General features: G+C 71.0%; 15 protein-coding genes and 2 tRNA genes. 7 read left to right on the forward strand and 10 right to left on the reverse strand.

Features of this window, described 5'->3' with window-relative positions; all coding sequences use genetic code 11:
• Positions 1–125: 125 nt before the first annotated feature.
• Positions 126–2,000 (reverse strand): DUF4914 family protein, encoded by a 1,875-nt coding sequence (locus H9641_RS15195; protein WP_404821957.1) that lies wholly within the window; start codon positions 1,998–2,000, stop codon positions 126–128.
• 345 nt (positions 2,001–2,345) lie between these two features.
• Here H9641_RS15195 and valS point away from each other — a divergent pair, with 345 nt between their 5' ends.
• Positions 2,346–5,081: a valine--tRNA ligase gene (gene valS / locus H9641_RS15200; protein WP_191805252.1), complete on the forward strand. Its 2,736-nt coding sequence runs from the start codon at positions 2,346–2,348 to the stop codon at positions 5,079–5,081.
• A gap of 76 nt (positions 5,082–5,157) precedes the next feature.
• On the opposite strand, the gene H9641_RS15205 is transcribed toward valS, so the two are convergent.
• On the reverse strand, positions 5,158–6,357 hold the full coding sequence (locus H9641_RS15205; RefSeq protein ID WP_191805254.1) for a baeRF2 domain-containing protein: 1,200 nt from the start codon (positions 6,355–6,357) through the stop codon (positions 5,158–5,160).
• A 305-nt stretch (positions 6,358–6,662) separates the two neighbouring features.
• Positions 6,663–7,016 (reverse strand): chorismate mutase, encoded by a 354-nt coding sequence (locus tag H9641_RS15210; protein WP_056762152.1) that lies wholly within the window; start codon positions 7,014–7,016, stop codon positions 6,663–6,665.
• Positions 7,017–7,125: 109 nt separating this feature from the next.
• Here H9641_RS15210 and H9641_RS15215 point away from each other — a divergent pair, with 109 nt between their 5' ends.
• A complete protein-coding gene (locus H9641_RS15215) occupies positions 7,126–8,946 on the forward strand; it encodes an AMP-dependent synthetase/ligase (protein WP_191805256.1) in 1,821 nt (606 codons plus the stop codon).
• A gap of 149 nt (positions 8,947–9,095) precedes the next feature.
• On the opposite strand, the gene clpX is transcribed toward H9641_RS15215, so the two are convergent.
• The 6 genes from clpX to H9641_RS15245 form a co-directional block, all read right to left on the reverse strand.
• Entirely contained in the window at positions 9,096–10,367 is a 1,272-nt protein-coding gene (gene clpX, locus H9641_RS15220; RefSeq protein WP_056648595.1) for an ATP-dependent Clp protease ATP-binding subunit ClpX, read from the reverse strand.
• A 148-nt stretch (positions 10,368–10,515) separates the two neighbouring features.
• Positions 10,516–11,235 carry an ATP-dependent Clp protease proteolytic subunit gene (locus H9641_RS15225; RefSeq protein ID WP_082608699.1) on the reverse strand — a complete coding sequence of 240 codons (720 nt, stop codon included), beginning with the start codon at positions 11,233–11,235 and terminating at the stop codon, positions 10,516–10,518.
• A 50-nt stretch (positions 11,236–11,285) separates the two neighbouring features.
• Positions 11,286–11,906, reverse strand: coding sequence for an ATP-dependent Clp protease proteolytic subunit (locus H9641_RS15230; protein ID WP_369800567.1), 621 nt, complete (start codon positions 11,904–11,906; stop codon positions 11,286–11,288).
• Between the two features lie 200 nt (positions 11,907–12,106).
• Entirely contained in the window at positions 12,107–13,408 is a 1,302-nt protein-coding gene (locus tag H9641_RS15235; protein ID WP_191805258.1) for a hypothetical protein, read from the reverse strand.
• A 221-nt stretch (positions 13,409–13,629) separates the two neighbouring features.
• Positions 13,630–15,018, reverse strand: a complete 1,389-nt coding sequence (gene tig / locus H9641_RS15240; RefSeq protein ID WP_191805260.1) for a trigger factor — start codon at positions 15,016–15,018, stop codon at positions 13,630–13,632.
• A gap of 284 nt (positions 15,019–15,302) precedes the next feature.
• Positions 15,303–15,376 (reverse strand) — tRNA-Pro (locus H9641_RS15245).
• Between the two features lie 119 nt (positions 15,377–15,495).
• On the opposite strand from H9641_RS15245, the gene H9641_RS15250 reads away from it, so the two are divergent.
• The 5 genes from H9641_RS15250 to H9641_RS15270 all read left to right on the forward strand — a co-directional run bounded on the left by H9641_RS15250 (position 15,496) and on the right by H9641_RS15270 (position 20,512).
• Entirely contained in the window at positions 15,496–17,001 is a 1,506-nt protein-coding gene (locus tag H9641_RS15250) for an insulinase family protein (protein ID WP_191805262.1), read from the forward strand.
• A 67-nt stretch (positions 17,002–17,068) separates the two neighbouring features.
• Positions 17,069–17,139: transfer RNA gene (locus H9641_RS15255), tRNA-Gly, on the forward strand.
• 539 nt (positions 17,140–17,678) lie between these two features.
• Positions 17,679–18,614 (forward strand): cysteine synthase A, encoded by a 936-nt coding sequence (gene cysK, locus H9641_RS15260; protein WP_191805263.1) that lies wholly within the window; start codon positions 17,679–17,681, stop codon positions 18,612–18,614.
• Positions 18,614–19,219: a serine O-acetyltransferase EpsC gene (epsC, locus tag H9641_RS15265; protein ID WP_191805265.1), complete on the forward strand. Its 606-nt coding sequence runs from the start codon at positions 18,614–18,616 to the stop codon at positions 19,217–19,219. The genes cysK and epsC overlap by 1 nt, the downstream gene beginning before the upstream one ends.
• Before the next feature lie 258 nt (positions 19,220–19,477).
• Positions 19,478–20,512 carry an LLM class F420-dependent oxidoreductase gene (locus H9641_RS15270; RefSeq protein WP_191805267.1) on the forward strand — a complete coding sequence of 345 codons (1,035 nt, stop codon included), beginning with the start codon at positions 19,478–19,480 and terminating at the stop codon, positions 20,510–20,512.
• A 67-nt stretch (positions 20,513–20,579) separates the two neighbouring features.
• Here the strand turns inward: H9641_RS15270 and H9641_RS15275 are convergent, their stop codons facing one another.
• The gene (locus H9641_RS15275) at positions 20,580–20,951 is read right to left on the reverse strand and encodes an MGMT family protein (protein ID WP_318244625.1); all 372 of its coding nucleotides are present in this window, start codon (positions 20,949–20,951) and stop codon (positions 20,580–20,582) included.
• Positions 20,952–21,074: the final 123 nt, after the last annotated feature.

Below are 21,074 nucleotides of genomic sequence, written 5' to 3' on the forward strand. Positions count from 1 at the left end.
CGGGCGCCCCGGCCGGTCACCCGACCCCCTGCCCGTGCCTGTCCGTCGCCCGCACGGGCACGACGACCACGGGCCGCCCCGGGCGGGGGGGCCGGGGGGCCCGTCCTCTTCTCAGCGGGCCTCGATCAGGTGAACAGCGGGGTGAGCGCGGCGTACTCCTCGACCGATCCGTCGCGCAGGCACACCTCGATGATCTGGCGTCCCAGGGGGTCCAGGTCGTCGGTGAGGAACTGCTGCAGCTCGCTCTTGAAGAAGTCCGTGATGATCCTGGCCCCCTCGTCGTAGGCCTCGACGCCCACCTGGGACTGCATCTCGGGCCGGAGGAACGTCGGGCGCACGAGCTGCCCGTCGATCTTCATCTCCTGGAGCGTGTACCCGAACAGGGGGCACCGCGAGGGGGTCAGCTCCTCGGTGCGGATCTTGCCGCCACCGCGGCGCGCGAGGTACTCGCGCGTGAGCCACTCGGCCGCGAAGTCGACCTTGTACGCCCCGATGTGCTGGTTGGGCGTGAGCACGTAGCGGGTCCGGTCCATGTCGACGAGCTGGCGCAGCAGCAGGTTCGCGGCCGCGACCTTGGTGCCGGTCGAGAAGGGCCAGTACGATCCCACGCCCTCGGCGACCATGCCGCCGTGCGCCAGCTTGTCGGTCGCGGTCTTGGACTCGCCGATCGACGGGTTCTTGTCCCCGCGCGGAGCGATGAGCCGCCAGATCCACGCGAGCGACGGCGGCACGATGTGCATCATGCCCATGATCCCGTAGGTCGGGTTGTCGCGGGTGCAGGCCGGCATCCGGGCGCCGAAGGTGCGCACGTCGACCTCCTCGGCCCCCGTGACGTCGGTCAGGAGGTGGCGGGGCACGACCACGCGCGGGTTGGGGCAGCGCTTGCCCGTCGAGTCGAGCGTGTGCTCCCAGGGCAGCACGGTCGCGTCGGGCACGCCGTCGATGTTGAAGAAGACGAGCGGCTGGTCGGGGTGGATGCAGGCCCGCTCGAGGTGCGCGTCCTGGCCGTAGCCCGTGAGGTTGTCGACGCGCACGAACCACCCGTCCTCGGCGTCGGCGACCACGAGCCGCCCGTCACCGGTCTGCAGGTCGACGTGGCAGAGGGTCATGTCGTCGGTCACGGGGTCCAGGGCGCTCGTCTCGCCCAGGTTGATGACGTAGGGCTCGTCGGTCACGACGTTCGTGCCCAGCAGGATGCGCCCGTCCTCCTGGCGGCGGATCTCCTGGCACATCTCGGACTTGCCGCCGCCCGAGGCGCCCTCGTGCATGATCACGGTCTCGTTCTCGTAGGGGGTCGTGACCCGGACCGAGGACGCGTGCGCGGTGACCCACCCCTCCTGCTCGCCGACGTCGAGGAGCACCGAGAACACGCCCTTCTTGGCGCTGGGTCCCGGGTACAGGTTGTAGGCGAAGACCTCGTGCAGCGTCTCGGAGCGGTCGTGGACCACGACCTGGCGGCCCTCGAAGTGGGTGTGCCGGAAGGGTGGGGCGACGTAGAGGATCGAGCGCGGCTCGAACGGGCCGAGCTCGTCGAACGTGACCCAGCCCTGCAGGTCCACGAGGGTCAGGGCGAAGAAGGCCGAGTTGACCGGGCAGATCGCGAGCGACGGGTAGCCGTGCGTGAGGCCGCCGGCCTTGAAGGGCACGACGACGAGGTCCTGGCCCGCGAGCCAGTCGAGGGTCTCGGCCTTGACCGCGTCGAACTCGGCGCCGAACACGTCGCGGTAGCGCGGCTTGTCGGTCGGCAGGTCGTCGGCGATGCGCATGCAGTCCGGGTCACGGCGACGCATGTAGTCCTCGGGATAGTTCACCGCGATGCCGTTCTTGCACCGGACGACCTCGGCCTCGGGGACGAGCGTGCCGAACACGTCGTACTCGACCGTGAACCTCGGCCCACCCTGAGGGCCGAGCGACAGCTGGTAGAGCTCCTCGCGGGACGAGGGGACGATGATGTTCGCGCACGCGTCCAGGGCGGCCTGGACAGCGGGGGGAAGGACCATGCCTGCGGGGATGCCGGCGGGAAGGACGCCGGCGTCGCGCACGGCCGCGCTGTCGATCAGTGTCATGTGCTACTCCAAGGTCGGGCCTCGCAGAAGGCGGCGGGGAGACAGGGCGCACCCACGTACGCCCACGCCTTTGCTTGAAGGTTACGAGTCGATGACCTAGCCAACCAGGGACCTTGGACCTTTGTTCATTCGGGAAAACTCGACGGGCCCTCACCCGGAGGCGCCTCCGGGGGGCGACGGGGACCCCCGCCCCCCTCCGTCGAGCGTTCCGTCGCGCCCGTCCCGTCCGGTGAGCGGCCGTTTTACGGACGCCCCGGAGATTCTGGGAGAATGTCGACCATGAGTTCACCCGCCGAGGGCACCACGCCCGCACCCGCCTCCCCGACCGCCGCCGCACCCGCCCCCGTCGAGGGCACCGAGGTAGTCCGTGCCGTGGTCGGAGAGGTACCGGACAAGGTGAGCCTCGACGGCCTCGAGGCCAAGTTCGACGCCGCCTGGAAGGAACAGGGCACCTACGCGTTCGACCGCTCCAAGACCCGCGAGCAGGTCTACTCGATCGACACCCCGCCGCCCACGGTCTCGGGCTCGCTGCACGTCGGGCACGTCTTCTCCTACACGCACACCGACGTCGTCGCGCGCTTCCAGCGCATGCGCGGGCGCGAGGTCTTCTACCCCATGGGCTGGGACGACAACGGCCTGCCGACCGAGCGCCGCGTGCAGAACTATTACGGCGTGCGCTGCGACCCGACGCTGCCCTACGTCGAGGGCTACGAGCCCCCGCTCCAGGGAGCCGAGGGCAAGAGCGTCAAGGCCGCCGACCAGCAGCCCGTCTCGCGACGCAACTTCGTCGAGCTGTGCGAGCGCCTGACGGCCGAGGACGAGGTCCAGTTCGAGGAGCTGTGGCGCCGCCTGGGCCTGTCGGTCGACTGGTCGCACCACTACCAGACCATCGGAGTCCCGGCCCGTATCGTGGCGCAGAAGGCGTTCCTGCGGAACCTCTCGCGCGGCGAGGCGTACCAGTCCGAGGCCCCGGGCCTGTGGGACGTCACGTTCCAGACGGCCGTGGCGCAGGCCGAGCTCGAGGCGCGCGACTACCCCGGCCACTTCCACAAGGTCGCGTTCCACGCGCCCGGCGGCGAGAAGGTCTACATCGAGACCACGCGCCCCGAGCTGCTCGCGGCCTGCGTCGCGCTCATCGCGCACCCCGACGACGAGCGCTACCAGGGCCTGTTCGGCACCACGGTCACGTCCCCCCTGTTCGACGTCGAGGTTCCCGTCCTGGCGCACCCCGCCGCGCAGATGGACAAGGGCGCGGGCATCGCGATGTGCTGCACCTTCGGTGACCTGACCGATGTCCAGTGGTGGCGCGAGCTCCAGCTCCCCACGCGCTCGATCATCAACCGCGACGGGCGCATCACGCGCGAGACGCCGGCGTGGCTCACGTCCGAGCGTGCGGTCGCGCTGTTCGAGGAGATCGCGGGCAAGACGACGTTCTCGGCCCGCGCGGCCGTGGTCGACGCGCTGCGCGAGACGGGCGACCTGGACGGCGAGCCCGTCGCGACCCAGCGCAAGGCGAACTTCTTCGAGAAGGGCGACAAGCCCCTCGAGATCGTCACCTCGCGCCAGTGGTACATCCGCAACGGCGGGCGCGACGTGCCGCTGCGCGAGGAGCTGCTCGAGCGCGGGCGCGAGCTCAAGTTCCACCCCGAGTTCATGCAGGTGCGCTACGAGAACTGGGTGGGTGGCCTCAACGGCGACTGGCTCGTCTCGCGCCAGCGCTTCTTCGGCGTCGCCATCCCGCTGTGGTACCCCGTCCTGGAGTCGGGCGAGACCGACTACGAGCACCCGATCGTCCCCGACGAGGCGCTCCTGCCGATCGACCCGTCCTCGGACGTCCCGGCCGGCTACACGGCCGAGCAGCGTGGCGTGCCCGGTGGGTTCGTGGGCGAGCCCGACGTCATGGACACCTGGGCCACCTCGTCGCTGACCCCGCAGATCGCGGGTGGCTGGGAGTCGGACCCGGACCTGTTCGCGCGCGTCTTCCCCATGGACCTGCGCCCCCAGGGCCAGGACATCATCCGCACGTGGCTCTTCTCCACGGTCGTCCGCTCGCACCTCGAGCACGGCTCGCTGCCCTGGACCAACGCCGCGATCTCGGGCTGGATCCTGGACCCCGACCGCAAGAAGATGTCCAAGTCCAAGGGCAACGTCGTGACGCCCATGGGTCTGCTCGAGGAGCACGGCTCGGACGCGGTCCGCTACTGGGCGGCCTCGGCGCGCCTCGGCACCGACGCGGCGTTCGAGGTCGGCCAGATGAAGATCGGCCGCCGCCTCGCGATCAAGGTCCTCAACGCGTCCAAGTTCGCGCTGTCGTTCGGCGGCAGCGAGATCACGCTCGACCCGGCCCTCGTGACCGAGCCGATCGACCGGGCGATGCTCGCGGGCCTTGCCGACGTCGTGGACCGCGCGACCGAGGCGCTCGAGGGCTACGACCACACGCGGGCCCTGGAGCTCTCGGAGACGTTCTTCTGGACGTTCTGCGACGACTACCTCGAGCTCGTCAAGGACCGCGCCTACGGCGCCGGAGCCGGGCCCGACGACGTCACGTCCGAGACGCAGTCGGCTCGCGTCGCGCTCGCCCTGGCTCTCGACACCCTCCTGCGTCTGTTCGCGCCGTACCTGCCGTTCGCGACCGAAGAGGTGTGGTCGTGGTGGCGCACGGGTTCGGTGCACCGCGCGCCGTGGCCCACGTCAGCAGGTCTGCGTGCCGGTGCGGGCGACGCCGACCCCGCGGTCCTGACGGCAGCCGGGCATGCGCTGGCCGCGCTGCGCAAGGTCAAGTCCGAGGCCAAGGTGTCCATGCGCACCCCGATCCTCGCAGCCGAGCTCGCCGTCCCGGCCGCCGCGATCGAGGGCGTCCGGGCCGCCGAGTTCGACGTCCGCGGCGCCGGTCGCGTGACCGGGTCGTTCGACGTCGTCGAGGCCGCCGAGGGCCAGGGCGACCCGGCCGTCCAGGGCGGGATCGTCGTCGTGCACTCGGAGCTCGGTGAGCCCGAGGTCCGCAACCGCGGCTGACGCTCCCCCACGCAGCACGACGCAGGGCCCCGACCGCCCGTGCGGTCGGGGCCCTGCGTCGTCCGTCAGACCGGGGTCAGACGATCTCTCCCCGGAGCCTCTTGTCGTCTCCCGACATGGTCGCGGCCACCTCGTTGGGCGTCCCGTCGTCGTTCCACCGCAGCGTGGCCCCGACGCCCTCGATGAGGTCGACGCTCCCGTCGGGCGAGAACGTGAGGCCCGCGTCCTGGCCGATCGCCGCGCGGACCAGAGCCACCGTCGCGGGCAGCTCCTCGATCCCCTCGCTCACGCCCAGGTCCGTGATGTCCGTGCGCGCGGAACCAATGTGCAGCGGGCTCGGCCCGATCCACAGCGTGCGCCCGTCGAGCTCGGTGTCCTGGCCGTACTCGTCGGCCAGGATGAGCTCCTTGACCTGCCCGCGCGACAGCACGGCGACCACGTCCTCGAGCGAGGTCACCGCGGCGGCCTCGCGGCCCTGCTCCTGGCGGAACTCGGCGAGCACGGACTCGCGGCGACGCTCACGGAAGCTCGCGAGCGCGTCCGCGACCTTGGCCTCGAACGCCGCCTCGTTGATGCCGGGTCCCCGGCCGCCCCCCGCGACCTCGACCACGAGCTCGTCGGTGGCCTTGGTGAGCGCCGCCCGCACGAGCGGGACCGCCCGGACGTCTCCCGTGATGAGGATCAGCTCGGGACGGTGCTCGAGGACCTGTCGGTCGAGCTCGGCTGCCACCGCCTCGGCGTTGCGGTCCCACGAGTCCTCGGCCCGCGTCTCGATCCGCTTGTGCGACAGCCCGCCCGTGCGGACCTTGTTGATGACGTCGTGCCCGCCCTCCACGGACTCGGCGTCGCCGTAGGGCAGGTGCCCACCGGCGACCGACCAGGTGATGTCCGCCCCCTGACGGTCGACCACGACGCGGACGTAGTCCACGGACTCGTCGGCCGCCCGGGCGGCCTGCAGCAGCGCGGGGACCGGGCCCCAGAGGCCCTTGGTCACCGCGGGCGGGTCCTTCAGCACGCGGTCGACGAGGACCCCCTCCTCGTCGGCGATGAGGACGCGGCCGTGCGGTCCGGGCATCCTCGTGGGCAGGGTGACGGACTCCTCGAGCTCGTCGATGATGCTTGCCGGCGCTCCCGCGTTCGCGAGGGCTCGGCGCACGCCCTTCCACCGGTTCTCGACCTCGCGATCACCCGCCTCGTTGGAACGCGTCGCGTCGAGGTAGACGGTCGCGAAGGGGCCGGGGTGGCCGAGCAGGGGCTTGAGCCAGTCGATCTTCATGCAGGCACCTCTAGACATCCATCGTCGGAGGGACGGTCGGAGGCCGACCGCCCCGATGTCCTCACCAGCCTGGTGCACGGGCCCAGCGACCGCCACCGGGGGCGACCGTCCGGGCTCGCGACCCGGGCTCGCGACCCGGGCTCGTGCCCCGGCCTGGGCCCGCAGCCGCGCCCACGTCGCGTCCCCGGATGGCGCGCCACGTCCGACGCCGCGCCTCCGAAGCTCCCTGGAAGCCCACCGGAAGGCCTCCGCGAGGCAGGCGGGGGGCACCTGCGAGGCCCGCGCCGCACGCCTCGGAGGACGCCTCAGGAGTAGGTGTCCAGCACGGGCGCCTCGCCCTGGTGCGCCTCGGCGATGCTGCGGTGGTGGCGGATGACCTCGCTCACGATGAACTCGCGGAACTGCTCGGCGAACGCCGGGTCGAGACCCGAGGCCTCGGCGATGCCGGTCAGGCGGTCGATCTGCTGCTGGTCCCTTGCGGGGTCCGCGGGCGGGAGTCCACCCTGGGCCTTGAGCTCACCCACGCGGCGCGTGAACTTGAACCGCTCGGCGAGGAGGTGGACCAGCGCGGCGTCGATGTTGTCGATGCTCTGGCGGAGGGTGAGGATCTCGGGGGGCACGGGCGGCACCTGCGTGCCGTCGGCGTGGGGCTCGGTCATCCGTCGATCCTAGGCACCCGCGAGCCACCGGGAGCACGGCCGGAAGAACATGAGACGCCGGGTACACAGTAAAGTCGGTCCTTGCCCCACCACTCACCGGAGAGTAGACATGACCGAATTCGCGTCGCCGAGCCTCGTCGAGGTACCGGCCACCAGCAGCATCAGCACCCTTCTCACCGACCGCGCGGAGCGGTCCGGTGACGACGCGGTGATCGAGCGACGCCTCACGCAGGGCGGCCCCTGGCAGCCCGTCACCGCTCGAGCCTTCGACGACGAGGTGATCGCGGTCGCCCGCGGCCTGGTCGCGCGCGGCGTCGCCGCAGGAGACCGTGTCGCGATCATGTCGCGCACGCGCTACGAGTGGACGCTGCTCGACTTCGCGATCTGGGCCGCAGGGGCCGTCCCCATCCCGGTCTACGAGACGTCCTCGGCCGACCAGGTCGAGTGGATCCTGTCCGACTCCGAGGTGAGCCTCGTCGTGGTCGAGACGTCCGCGCACGCGCAGGTCGTGGCGAGCGTCCGCGAGCGGCTCCCCCTCCTGCGGGACGTCCTCGTGCTCGACGACGGCGCGGTGGCCGACCTGCAGGCCGCCGGCTCCGCGGTCGAGCGCACCGAGATCGACGCGCGCCGCGCGGGCACGGGACGTGACGACCTCGCGACCATCATCTACACGTCGGGCGCCACGGGGCGCCCCAAGGGCGTCGAGCTCACGCACCTGAACTTCGTGCACCTCGCGCGCAACGGGGTCCAGGGCCTCGGCGAGATCGTCGCGACGCCCGACGCCCGCACGCTCCTGTTCCTGCCCCTGGCGCACGTGTTCGCGCGCTTCATCCAGGTCGTGTGCATCGCGTCGCCCACCGCGGTCCTCGCGCACTCGGCCGACATCAAGCAGCTCGTGCCGGACCTGGGCACGTACAAGCCGACGTTCCTGCTCGCGGTCCCCCGCGTGTTCGAGAAGGTCTACAACGCGGCCGAGCAGAAGGCCGGCGCGGGAGCGAAGCGCCGCATCTTCCACTGGGCCGCGAAGGTCGCCATCACCTACTCGCGCGCCCTCGACAAGCCGTCCGGCCCCTCGGTCGTGCTCAAGGCTCAGCACGCGGTGGCCGACCGCCTGGTGTTCACGACGATGCGCGCCGCGCTCGGCGGCGACCTCACGCACTCGATCTCGGGAGGGGCCCCGCTCGGCGAGCGCCTCGGTCACTTCTTCCGCGGGGTCGGTCTGACGATCCTCGAGGGCTACGGCCTGACCGAGACCACGGCCCCGACCGCGGTGAACCTGCCCGGCCGGCTCAAGATCGGCACCGTGGGCCCCGCGTTCCCCGGCACGGCGATCAAGGTCGACCCCGACGGCGAGCTGCTCGTCCGGGGCGACCACGTCTTCCGCGGGTACCACAACCAGCCCGACCTGACGGCCGAGGTCCTCCAGGACGGCTGGTTCCGCACGGGCGACCTCGCCTCGATCGACTCCGACGGCTACCTGCGGATCACGGGTCGCAAGAAGGAGATCATCGTGACCGCGGGCGGCAAGAACGTCGCCCCGGCCCAGCTCGAGGACCGACTGCGCGCCCACCCGCTCGTGAGCCAGGTCGTCGTGGTCGGCGACCAGCGCCCGTTCATCGGCGCCCTGGTCACGCTCGACCCCGAGATGCTCCCGGGATGGCTCTCGACGCACGGCCTGCCCGCCATGGACGTCGCGACGGCCGCCGCGGACCCCACGGTCCTCGCGGCCCTGGACCGCGCCGTGACCCGCGCCAACGAGGCCGTCTCGCGGGCCGAGTCGATCCGCAAGATCCAGGTGCTGACGACCGACTTCACCGAGCACAACGGCTACCTGACCCCGTCGCTCAAGGTCAAGCGCGGGCTGGTCCTCAAGGACTTCTCGACCACGATCGACGACCTGTACGGGTCGCAGGTGTCGGTCGAGGCCTGACCCGCCCCGACGGCCCGGCTCCCCGCCCGGCCGTCGGTCCCCTGGTCGGCCCGACCACGGCCGCTGCCGTACGACGAAGGGCCCGGACCCCACGGCCCCGCCCCCCCCGGCCGGGGCCCTTCGTCGTAGGCAGGCAGGTGCGGCGCCGGTCAGGCGCTCCGCTCGCGCGGCGCCCGCTTGATCGCCGTGCGCGGGATCAGCGTCGGGTTCACGTTGTCGAGCACGGCCTCGCGCGTGATGACCACGCGTTCGACGTCGTCGCGGCTCGGGACGTCGAACATGACCTGCTGGAGGACCTCCTCCATGATCGCGCGCAGCCCGCGGGCACCGGTCCCCCGCAGGAGCGCCTGGTCCGCGATGGCCGCGATCGCGTCGTCCTCGAACTCGAGCTCGACCCCGTCGATCTGGAACATGCGCTGGTACTGCTTGACCAGAGCGTTGCGCGGCTCGGTCAGGATGCGTACCAGGGCGTCGGTGTCGAGCTTGGCGACCGACGTGATGATCGGCAGACGACCGATGAACTCGGGGATGAGCCCGTACTTCTGCAGGTCCTCGGGGCGCACCTCGGCGAAGAGGTCCGCCTCCTCGTGCGTGTCCATGGGGGCACCGAAGCCCACGCCGCGCTTGCGCGAGCGGGTCGCGACGATCTCGTCGAGCCCGGCGAACGCGCCGGCCACGATGAACAGGACGTTCGTCGTGTCGATCTGGATGAACTCCTGGTGCGGGTGCTTGCGCCCACCCTGGGGCGGCACCGACGCCGTGGTGCCCTCGATGATCTTCAGCAGGGCCTGCTGGACGCCCTCTCCCGACACGTCACGGGTGATCGAGGGGTTCTCCGACTTGCGGGCGACCTTGTCGACCTCGTCGATGTAGATGATGCCCGTCTCGGCCTTCTTGACGTCGTAGTCGGCGGCCTGGATGAGCTTGAGGAGGATGTTCTCCACGTCCTCGCCGACGTAGCCGGCCTCGGTGAGCGCCGTGGCGTCCGCGATCGCGAACGGCACGTTGAGCATCTTCGCGAGCGTCTGGGCGAGGTAGGTCTTGCCGGTCCCCGTGGGACCGATCAGCAGGATGTTGGACTTGGCGATCTCCACCTGGGAGTCGTCCGACGGGCGGGCCGTCTCGCCTGCCTGGATCCGCTTGTAGTGGTTGTACACGGCGACGGCCAGCGCTCGCTTGGCGGCGTCCTGGCCGATGATGTACTGCTCGAGGAAGTCGAAGATCTCTCGCGGCTTGGGGAGCTCCACGAGCCCCAGCTCGGCCGCTTCCGACAGCTCTTCCTCGATGATCTCGTTGCAGAGCTCGATGCACTCGTCGCAGATGTACACGCCGGGACCCGCGATGAGCTTCTTGACCTGCTTCTGGGACTTACCGCAGAAGGAACACTTCAGCAGGTCCGCACCATCTCCGATCCGAGCCACTACGAGCCTCCTAGCCTCGGTCTTGCTGCTCCGCCGGTGTCGATGACCCGGTGGTCCGGACGGCACCTGCCGACCTACACCCCATTGCACACCACCGGGGGCCCGTTGTCAGCCGGGCACCCCGGTGGGTCGGGAGGAATTGTCCCGATCAGGGCTTGTTCTGGATGACCGGCTTGCGGCTCTCCAGGACCTGGTCGACCAGGCCGTACTCCAGGGCCTGCTTGGCCGTGAGGATCTTGTCGCGCTCGATGTCCTCGCGGACCTGCTCGACGTCACGACCCGAGTGCATGGCCAGGGTGTCCTCGAGCCACTCGCGCATGCGGATGAGCTCGTTCGCGTGGATCTCGATGTCCGAGGCCTGCGCGTAGCCGCCGCCCTCCATCGCGGGCTGGTGGATCAGCACGCGGGCGTTGGGGAGCGCGAGGCGCTTGCCGGGCTGGCCCGCCGCGAGCAGCACCGCGGCGGCCGAGGCGGCCTGCCCCAGGCACACGGTCTGGATCTGCGGCTTGATGTACTGCATGGTGTCGTACAGCGCCGTCATGGCCGTGAACGAGCCACCGGGCGAGTTGATGTACAGGATGATGTCGCGGTCCGGGTCCTGGCTCTCCAGGACCAGGAGCTGCGCCATGACGTCGTCCGCCGAGGCGTCGTCGACCTGGACACCCAGGAAGATGATGCGGTCCTCGAAGAGCTTGGTGTAGGGGTCCTGGCGCTTGAAGCCGTAGGCCGTGCGCTCCTCGAACTGCGGGAGCACGTAGCGCGAGGACGGCGCGCCGTGCGGGAGCGCGATGCCGCCGCCTGCGCCGGCGCCCGCGAGGCGCTGAGCGGTCGAGATGTACTGCGATTCCTGGCTGGCTGAGTAGCTCAAGGTGTCTCCTCGGGTGGGGTCGTGGACGTGTGGGCGGGTTCTCGGCGAGCTCAGCTGCTCGTCGTGCCGCCGCCACCCGTGACCGACGAAGCGTTCGTCACGACGTGGTCGATGAAGCCGTACTCGAGGGCCTCGGGAGCCGTGAACCAGCTGTCGCGGTCGTTGTCCTTGAGGATCTTCTCGAGGGGCTGGCCGGTCTGCTCGGCCGTCAGCTCGGAGAGGACCTTCTTCATGTGCATGATGAGCTGCGCGTTGATGCGCACGTCGGTCGCCGTGCCGCCGATGCCGCCCGAGGGCTGGTGCATCATGACGCGGGCGTGGGGCGTCGCGTAGCGCTTGCCCTTGGTGCCCGAGGAGAGCAGGAACTGACCCATCGAGGCCGCCATGCCCATCGCGATGGTCGCGACGTCGGGCTGGATGTACTGCATGGTGTCGTAGATCGCCATGCCGGCCGTGATCGACCCGCCGGGCGAGTTGATGTAGAGCCAGATGTCCTTCTCAGGGTCCTCGGCCGCGAGCAGCATCATCTGGGCGCAGATGGCGTTCGCGTTCTCGTCGCGCACCTCCGAGCCCAGCCAGATGATGCGCTCCTTGAGCAGCCGGTTGTAGATGGAGTCGTTCAGGCCGAGTCCCGGCCCCTCGGCTCGTGCCACCGGAAACTGATCGCTCACGTCCATCTCCTTCGTCGTTCCCTCGTCGCTCGCGACGCTCGAACGTCGCGGCTGGTCGGCTCGTCCGTCGTCGACGGAGTCACCGTTGCTGTGACCCTAACGCGGGCAGGGAGCGGAAACCGTCCCGATATCCGGGGTTTTCGCTGTCGGCGCAGGAAGGGCGCCCCCGCTGCCCGACGACGCCGCTCACCGGGCCCCGATCACGCGCCCCGGGTGTCGCTCGGGGCTCCGCCAGGGTTCCGCGGCCAGAACGCCCACGCAGCGTTGAGCACGCAGAGCACGGCGAAGAACCAGCCCCGCGCAGGGCTGTCGAAGTACGTGAACATCGCGACGGAGACCCCACCGATGATGGGGATGGCGAGGATCTGCCACGTGAGGAACCACCACGGCTTGCGGCGACGAGCACCCTCGAGGTCCAGCCCGGCGGCGCCGAGCCTCCTCGCGAGCGGATCGTCCGCCCCGGTCGCGCTGTCCGCCATGGCCGATCGGAGGAACGACCGGGGGTGCTCCACGACAGCACCTGGCAGCTCGTCGAGCCGGACCTGACCGCGCAGGGCCGCCAGCACCTCGGCCGGGAGCGCCAGGATCGCGGCGAGCTGGTCCAGAGGGTCAGCGGGGTCCTTCGTGGCAAGGAGCTGCCGCAAGGCCTCGGCTCGCGCCTCGTCGAGCCCGAGAGCGGAAGCGACCGCGTCGGGGTCGCTCGGCTCGACCATGATCTCGTCGAGCACGACGTCGGCGATCGACTCGTCGTCGCCTTCGCCGTCAGGCCGCGTCGGGTCGAGCGCCACCCACCCGGGCCCGAACTCGTGCCCGACGACGGCCTTGCCCGCCACCACGAGAAACCCGGACCAACCGCCGTTGACCCACAGGTGGAGCACCGGCCCCTTGGTCGGCCAGAACGCGACTCGAGACACGTCCTCGGTGGACTCCAGCCCGGTCACGATCGTGGTCGCGCGGGTCGTTCCGCTCGCGGGGACCGTCGCGAACCGCACCGGGATCCGCGCGGTGTGCGCGAGCATGGCCGACTCGTGCGGTGGGAAGTCGGCCACGACCACGTCCCGGTGCTCGAGGCCGACCGACAGCATCCCTGCGCTGTCCGGGAACGGCCCCTCGTCGAACGAGAGGACCGTGCCGACCCGGACGTCGCCGAACGCCGCCTCGAGGGTCCGGTGGAGCCACGGGGTCCCGGAGGTGGCGACCAGCGCCCACCCCGTCTCCGGGTCCGACAGGAGCCAATCCTCGTCGCGGTCGGCGCCTACCGTGGCGCCGGCAGGTGCACGTCGGACCGCGACGGGCCGAGGGCCGTCCTTCGCGGAGGCCGCCAGGAACTTCGCGACGACCCAGTCGGAGGCCCCGACGTGCCTGCCCTCGATCGTCGCACCGACGATCCCTGCGCCCCGCAGGACGTCCGCGAGCCGCAGACGGGCGACCTCGGCGTCCTCCCCGGACGGGACACGGACCGACGCGAAGCACAGCTCGAGAGACGGTTGACGACGCGGCATGGAGGGCTCCCCCGGAGAGCGGCCGCGAACGGCCGAAGGACGATGACGGATCGTGCCCGCCATGACGTTCCTGCGAGGCCTCGATCGCGGCAATCTACCGCCCGGCGGTGACATCCGGAAGGGCCGACCGCCCGTCGGCGCGCCGGTACGACGAAGGCCCCCACCTCCGTCAGGAGGTGGGGGCCTTCTCGGGCAGCTCGGTGAGCCGCTCCTCGGGGAGATCAGGCCTTGTCGGCTGCTGCCTCGTCCTCGGAGACGACCTCGATGCCCTCATCGTCGGTGATGCCGGTGACGTCCTCGCCCGCAGCGGCGGCCGCGGCGTCAGCAGCAGCGTCCTCTTCGTCCGAGCCGATGAACTCGCTCAGGTCCACGACGTTGCCCTCGGAGTCCTTGACCTCGACCTGGCGCAGGGCCACGGCGAGCGACTTGGAGCGTGCGACCTCGCCGACCATGGCGGGGATCTGGCCGCCCTGGTCGAGCGACTGGATGAACTCGTTCGGGTCCATGCCGTACTGGCGCGAGGCGTTGACGAGGTAGTCCAGGAGCTCGTTCTGGGCGACCTTGATCTTCAGCTGCTCGGCGAGCGTGTCGAGGAGGATCTGGTTCTTGAGCGCGTTGGTCGCGTCGACGACGACCTCGGCACGGTGCGCGTCGTCCTCGAGACGACCCTCGGACTCGAGGTGACGGTGCACCTCTGCCTCGACGGCGCCCTGGGGCACGGGGATCTCGGTGTTCTCGACGAGGTGCTTGACGAGGGCGTCGCGCGCCTCGACGGCCTGGTTCGAGGTCTTGATGCTCGCGACCTGCTCGCGCAGGTCCGCCTTGAGCTCCTCGATCGTGTCGAACTCGGACGCGAGCTCGGCGAACTCGTCGTCGGCCTCGGGGAGGTCGCGCTGCTTGACCGAGGTGGCCGTGACGGTGACCTCGGACTCCTTGCCCTCGTGGTCGCCGCCCGCGAGCGGCGCCTTGAAGGTCGTGGTCTCGCCGGCCGAGAGGCCCGTGAGCGCCTCGTCGAGGCCCTCGAGCATGTTGCCCGAGCCGATCTGGTAGCTGATGCCGGAGACCGAGTCGATCTCCTCGTCGCCGATGACGGCCTTGAGGTCGATGACGACGAAGTCGCCCTCGGCCGCGGGGCGGTCGACGCCGACCAGCGTGCCGAAACGCTCGCGCAGCGCGTCGAGGCGCTCAGCGACGTCCTCGTCCGAGACCTCGGCGGCCTCGACCGTGAGCTGCACGGAGTCGAGCGCGGGGATCTCGATCTCCGGGCGGACCTCGACCGTGGCCGTGAAGTGCAGCGAGCCCTCGGCGTCGAGCGGCACCTCGGTGACCTCGACGTCGGGCTGGCCGAGCGGGCGGATGCCCGTCTCGTTGACGGCCTGGCGGTAGAAGCCGGACAGACCGTCGTTGATGGCGTGCTCGAGCACGGCAGCACGACCGACGCGCTGGTCGATGATGCGCGCGGGGATCTTGCCCTTGCGGAAACCGGGGACGTTCACCTGCTCCGCGATGTGCTTGTAGGCGTGGTCGATGCTCGGCTTGAGCTCGTCGTACTCCACCTCGACGGTCAACTTGACCTTGGTGGGGTCCAGGGTCTCGACGGCGCTCTTCACTTCGATGATCTCCAACTGATCGGGGAGCCGACGTGCGGCAACGGGGTGCGTGCATGTCCCGCCGGTTGCAGCGGGACCTGTTCGAACGTTCATCGATCGGGCAGGCGCTGGGCGCCTGGTCGATCGCGTCGCCTCGAGCGGTGCGGCCAGGGGCCTCGAAGGGCTCCGACCGGAAGGGCGCACGGACAACCCGTCCATGGTACGCCACACCTCGTGGGCATCGGTTCGCCGGGAACGACGGCGAGGGCCCCCGTCCATCGAACGGACGGGGGCCCTCACGCTCGTCGGGGTGACAGGATTTGAACCTGCGACCTTCCGCTCCCAAAGCGGACGCGCTACCAACCTGCGCCACACCCCGTCGACGTCACCAGGAGCCCGACGACCCCTCACGGGCCGTCGAGGGCGACGAGCTCTCGGCAAGTGTACGGGGTCGCCGTGGTAGAAATGCGCCACCGAGACGACCCGAGAGGCACTTCCGTGACGCATCCCGACACCCCACGGTCCACCGTGCACCGCAGGGTGCCCGAGGTCCGGCTGCCCGACCAGGACCTGACGTCCGGGTTCCTCGTCTTCGGCACGGGACGGCTCGACGAGTCGTTCGCCCGGGGCGGCGCAGCCCATCTCGTCGAGCACCTCGTGATGCGCAGGCTCGGTCCCACGGACGTGGAGACCAACGCGACGACCGCTCCGCACCACCTGTCGTTCGAGGTGCACGGTGGACCCGACGTCGTGAAGGACGTCCTGGAGCGGATAGCCGTCGCGATCGGCTCGCTCGAGTCGCTCACGGACGAGGAGGTGCTGGCCGAGAAGCGGATCATCGACCACGAGCTGCGCTCCTGGAGCCCGCACCCGTCGCTGCTCGCGGTCCGCGAGCGCCTCGGCGTCCGGAGCGAGGGGCTGGGTGCGATCGACCCGCCGAGCCGCTGCTTCCTGACCGTGAGCGAGGTCCTGCGGTTCGCGCGGCAGCACCTGGTGCGGGAGAACGCCGTGCTCGTCCTCACCGGCCCGGCCCCCGACGACATCGACCTCACGCAGCTCCCGTCGGCGGAGCGCCCTGCGGCGCCGCGCGGTCCCGCCACGCTGCTGCCCCTCGTCACTCCCGGGTTCGTGCGGCGTCAGGGCGCCCCGCTCAGCGTGTCGTTCCTCACCTCGCGGTCGGACCCGCGCCACGCGGTCGGCGTCAACGTCCTCGACGTCCTGCTGCACGAGCAGGTCCGCACCCGGGACCAGCTCGCCTACACGGCGGAGGTCGACACCCAGGACATCGACACGGACAGCACACAGGTCTCGTTCACCTGCGACGCGATCGACGACGACGCAGCGCACGCCGCGCTCCTCGTGGTCCGCGTGCTGCGGCAGGTGGCCGCCGAGGGCGTTCCCGAGGACGTCCTCGAGCGGGGACGCCGTCGGGCGCTCGCCCTCCTCGACCACCCGGGCTGGGTGGTCGCCCGCGCCCACGAGGATGCCGCACGAGCGCTGCTCGGACGCACCGTCGTCCCGGTCACCGAGGAACGAGCGCACGTCGCCGCGACCTCTGCGGCCGACGTGAGGGGATGGCTCGCGGACGCTCTTCCCACCCTGCTGGTCCTGCTCGCGGACGAGACCGACCAGCGGTTCGAACCCCAGCTCGCCTCGTTGGGCCTGGTTCTCGCGGACCCACCGCCCCCGCCGCTGAACGGCCGGACCTTTCGACCGAAGCCCTTCCGGGGCATACCGCGCGGAGCGAGGCTCGTGCTCTCGCAGGACGCGATCGGGGTAGTGGGTCCGGACCTGAGCGTCAACGTCCGGGACGAGGACCTCGTGGGGCTCGAGGACACCAGCGGCGGGTTCGTGGTCGTCGGTGTGGACGGCACGACGATCCCTGTGATCACCGGCGACTGGTGGGGTACGGGCAGCGCGCTCGCGAGCTATCTCGAACGGTCGCCCCACGCGCTGCGCATACCGGACGCCGCGACCTGTCCGTGCCCACGGACGGATCGGTGACCCGAGGACTGCCGGACATTTGCTAAGGTAGCGCCGCAGACCTCGCCACCATGGCGGGCTCTTCTGCGCGGATGTAGCTCAATGGTAGAGCCTCAGTCTTCCAAACTGATCACGCGGGTTCGATTCCCGTCATCCGCTCCGCACCACGACGGCGGCCCTGGATCTCCAGGGCCGCCGTCGTCGTCTCCCGGCGGAGCCGCCTGCGACGCGCGGCTGCGGCCGGTCGCCACCCGCCGTCACGCACAGGTGCCACCGGCACGACCGGCGGGACTCCCCGACTTCACCCCCGGCAGGTCGGGTCGGGGATGAGACACCGTTGCAGCGCGGTGCACGGGCCGATAGCCTCGGGCCAGGCACCATGACTCCGCAGGGCACCACGCCGAACCACGGCGCGGGCCGCGACTGCGGGCAACGACGACACAGGACGAGGAGAGCGATCATGACCACGCGTCACGCCGGCTCCTCCCCCGCGGTGAGCACCCCCGCGCGCGTCCTGTCCTGTTGTCCGGGCCCCACCTGTCGCTAGAGCGTCCCCTCCCCGGAGACGCTCCACCCGACGACAGGCCCAGTGGCGCGTCCCCTGCCCCGTCGCAGCCCCGTGCCACCCCAGGCAGCTCCCGCTGATCCCCCCTCGGCCCCGGCTCTCGCCGCAGGCCACCAACGATGAAGAGGAAGTCATGGCACGCATCTACGACGACGTCACGAAGCTCGTCGGCAACACGCCCCTCGTCCGCCTGAACAAGCTCACCGAGGGCGTCGGCGCCACGGTCGTGGGCAAGCTCGAGTTCTACAACCCCGCGAACTCGGTCAAGGACCGCATCGGCGTCGCGATCATCGACGCGGCCGAGGCCTCCGGTGAGCTCAAGCCGGGCGGCACCGTCGTCGAGGCGACCTCGGGCAACACGGGCATCGCCCTGGCCATGGTCGGCGCGGCCCGCGGCTACGACATCGTCCTGACGATGCCCGAGACCATGTCGAAGGAGCGCCGCGCGCTGCTGCGCGCGTTCGGCGCCGAGCTCATCCTCACGCCGGGCTCCGAGGGCATGAAGGGTGCGGTCAACAAGGCCGACGAGATCGTGGCCGAGCGCGAGGGCGCCATCCTGGCGCGCCAGTTCGCCAACGAGGCCAACCCGGCGATCCACCGCGCCACCACGGCCGAGGAGATCTGGGCCGACACCGACGGCGAGGTCGACATCGTGGTGGCCGGCATCGGCACCGGCGGCACCATCACCGGGGTCGGTCAGGTCCTCAAGGAGCGCAAGCCGAGCGTCCAGATCGTCGCGGTCGAGCCCGAGGAGTCCGCGATCCTCAACGGCGGCGCCCCCGGCCCCCACAAGATCCAGGGCATCGGCGCGAACTTCGTGCCCGAGATCCTCGACACGAGCGTCTACGACGAGGTCATCGACATCAACGCCGAGACCGCGGTCGAGTACGCGCGTCGTGCCGCCAAGGAGGAGGGCCTGCTCGTGGGCATCTCGTCCGGTGCCGCGATCGCCGCCGCCCTGCGTCTCGCCGAGCGTCCGGAGAACGCCGGCAAGCTGATCGTCGTGATCATCCCGTCGTTCGGTGAGCGCTACCTGACCTCCGTGCTGTACGCCGACCTGCTGGACTGATGAGACCTCCCAGTCCCCTGCGACGCTTCCTGAGAGTCCTCAGGGAGGACCTCGAGGCCGCTCGGCACCGCGATCCCGCGGCGCGGAACGGCTTCGAGGTCGCGCTCATCTACCCGGGCCTGCACGCCGTGTGGGCGTACCGGCTCACGCACCGCATGTGGCGCGAGCCGGCGCTTCGTCTGCCCGCTCGGATCATCGCCCAGGTCGCGCGCGCGGCGACCGGCGTGGAGATCCATCCGGGAGCCAAGATCGGGCGTCGCCTGTTCATCGACCACGGCATGGGTGTGGTCATCGGGGAGACGGCGGTCGTGGGGGACGACGTGCTGCTCTTCCACGGGTCGACCCTGGGCGGTCGCTCGATGAAGCGCGGCAAGCGGCACCCGACCCTGGGCGACCGGGTGGTCGTGGGAGCCGGGGCCAAGATCCTCGGTCCGGTCTGGGTCGGTGACGACGTCCAGGTCGGCGCCAATGCCGTGGTGGTCAAGGACGTGCCCGCAGGGTCGGTGGCCGTGGGGGTCCCGGCCCGCAACCGCGTCCCGCAGCCCGTCGCAGCACCTGCCGAGCCCGCCGAGGACCCGTCGCTGCTCATCGAGTACGTGATCTGACGGAAGGCGGCCACCCGGCCGACCACAGGAGGGGAGGCGCCACGTGCGCCGCCCCTCCTGTGCTGCTCGGGAACGGGTCGCGCCACCGACCGGCCACGACGCGCGGCGGGCCGGGCTCCCGTGCGGGTGCTCGCCGTCGGGCACGGTAGATTGAGCCGCGGTTCCCAGGACTCCCGGTCCTAGGAACCTCGCTCGACGCACGTCGAGCCCGCGGACCCGTCCGCACCTCAGCGCCGAGGAACACACGAGGAGAACGCCATGCGCATCGGCATCCACACCGGCTACTGGTCCGCCGGACCCCCGCCCGGCATCCAGGAGGCGATCGTCGCCGCGGACCGCCTCGGCGTCGACTCGGTCTGGACGGCCGAGGCCTACGGCTCGGACGCCTTCACCCCGCTCGCCTGGTGGGGCTCGCACACCTCACGCATCCGGCTCGGGACCGCGGTCGCGCAGATGTCCGCACGCACCCCCACCGCGACCGCCATGGCCGCCCTGACGCTCGATCACCTCTCGGGCGGGCGCGCGATCCTCGGGCTGGGAGTCTCCGGCCCACAGGTCGTCGAGGGCTGGTACGGCCAGCCCTATCCCCGCCCGCTGGCGCGTACGCGCGAGTACATCGAGATCGTGCGCGAGGTGATCGCACGCCAGGGCCCCGTCACGTACGACGGCCAGTTCTACCAGCTCCCCCTCACGGGCGAGGGCACCACGGGGCTCGGCAAGGCGCTGCGCTCGACCGTGCACCCGCTGCGCCCCGAGATCCCGATCCACCTCGCGGCCGAGGGCCCCAAGAACATCTCGCTCGCAGCCGAGGTCGCGGACGGCTGGCTGCCCCTGTTCTACAGCCCGCGCATGGACCCCCTGTTCCGCGGGCTGCTCGACGAGGGCTTCGCCAAGCGCTCGGACGGGCGCTCCCCCGCCGCCGGTTTCGAGGTCTCGGCGACCGTCCCGGTCGTGGTGGCCGACGACGTCGAGGAGGCCGCCGACAAGGTACGCCCCTTCATCGCGCTCTACGTGGGCGGCATGGGCGCCAAGGGCGCGAACTTCCACCGGGACGCGCTCGACCGGCTCGGCTACTCGGACGCGTGCGACGAGATCCAGGCGCACTACCTCGCGGGCCGCAAGGCCGAGGCCGTCGCGGCCGTCCCGACGGCCCTCGTCGAGGACGTCGCGCTCGTGGGACCCGAGGCCAAGATCGCCCACGACCTCGAGGCGTGGCGCCGTACCGCTGTCACGACGCTCCTGGTCCAGGGGGACCCGACGGCGGTGCGTACCGTCGCGGGGCTGCTCGCTTGACCCTCATGCACCGCTGAGTGCGGAGCTCTGGTGGGACACGCCCGGCGTGTCGCACAAGGGCCCCCACTCAGCGGGAAGCAGGGGGCTGTTCCGGGAACCAGACCGCCCTGCGCAGGTCGACGCGCTCGCCGCCCGGCCGCAGAGGACATCCCTCGGCCCGCAGGTTCGTGAGCGCGGTCGTCAGGTGATGGGCCGGCGGGGATCCCGCGGCGTTGACCACGCGCCACCACGGCAGCTCCGCGTCACCGGGCCCGTCGCCGTCGGAGCGCGCGAGCACCTGGCCCACCTGGCGCGGTCCGCCCCGGCCGAGCGACTCCGCGACGATCTCCGCGACGAGCCCGTAGGTCATGGCCCGCCCGGCCGGGATCGCCGCGACGAGCGCGAGCACCGCGTCCGCGTACTCCTGGCGGGCGTCGGCGAGGTCGGTCTCGTGGTCCACCGGGCGAGCGTACCCGCGAGGCTCAGATCTGGCGGCCGTGCGCATGACGCGGACCGGCCACCGCCCGTCGAGAACTGAGCTGTGGCCCCTGATCCGGCGGGATCAGGGGCCACAGCTCACTTC

Origin of the sequence: Oerskovia merdavium, from assembly GCF_014836755.1 — a bacterium.
In the GTDB taxonomy this organism is placed as follows: domain Bacteria; phylum Actinomycetota; class Actinomycetes; order Actinomycetales; family Cellulomonadaceae; genus Oerskovia; species Oerskovia merdavium.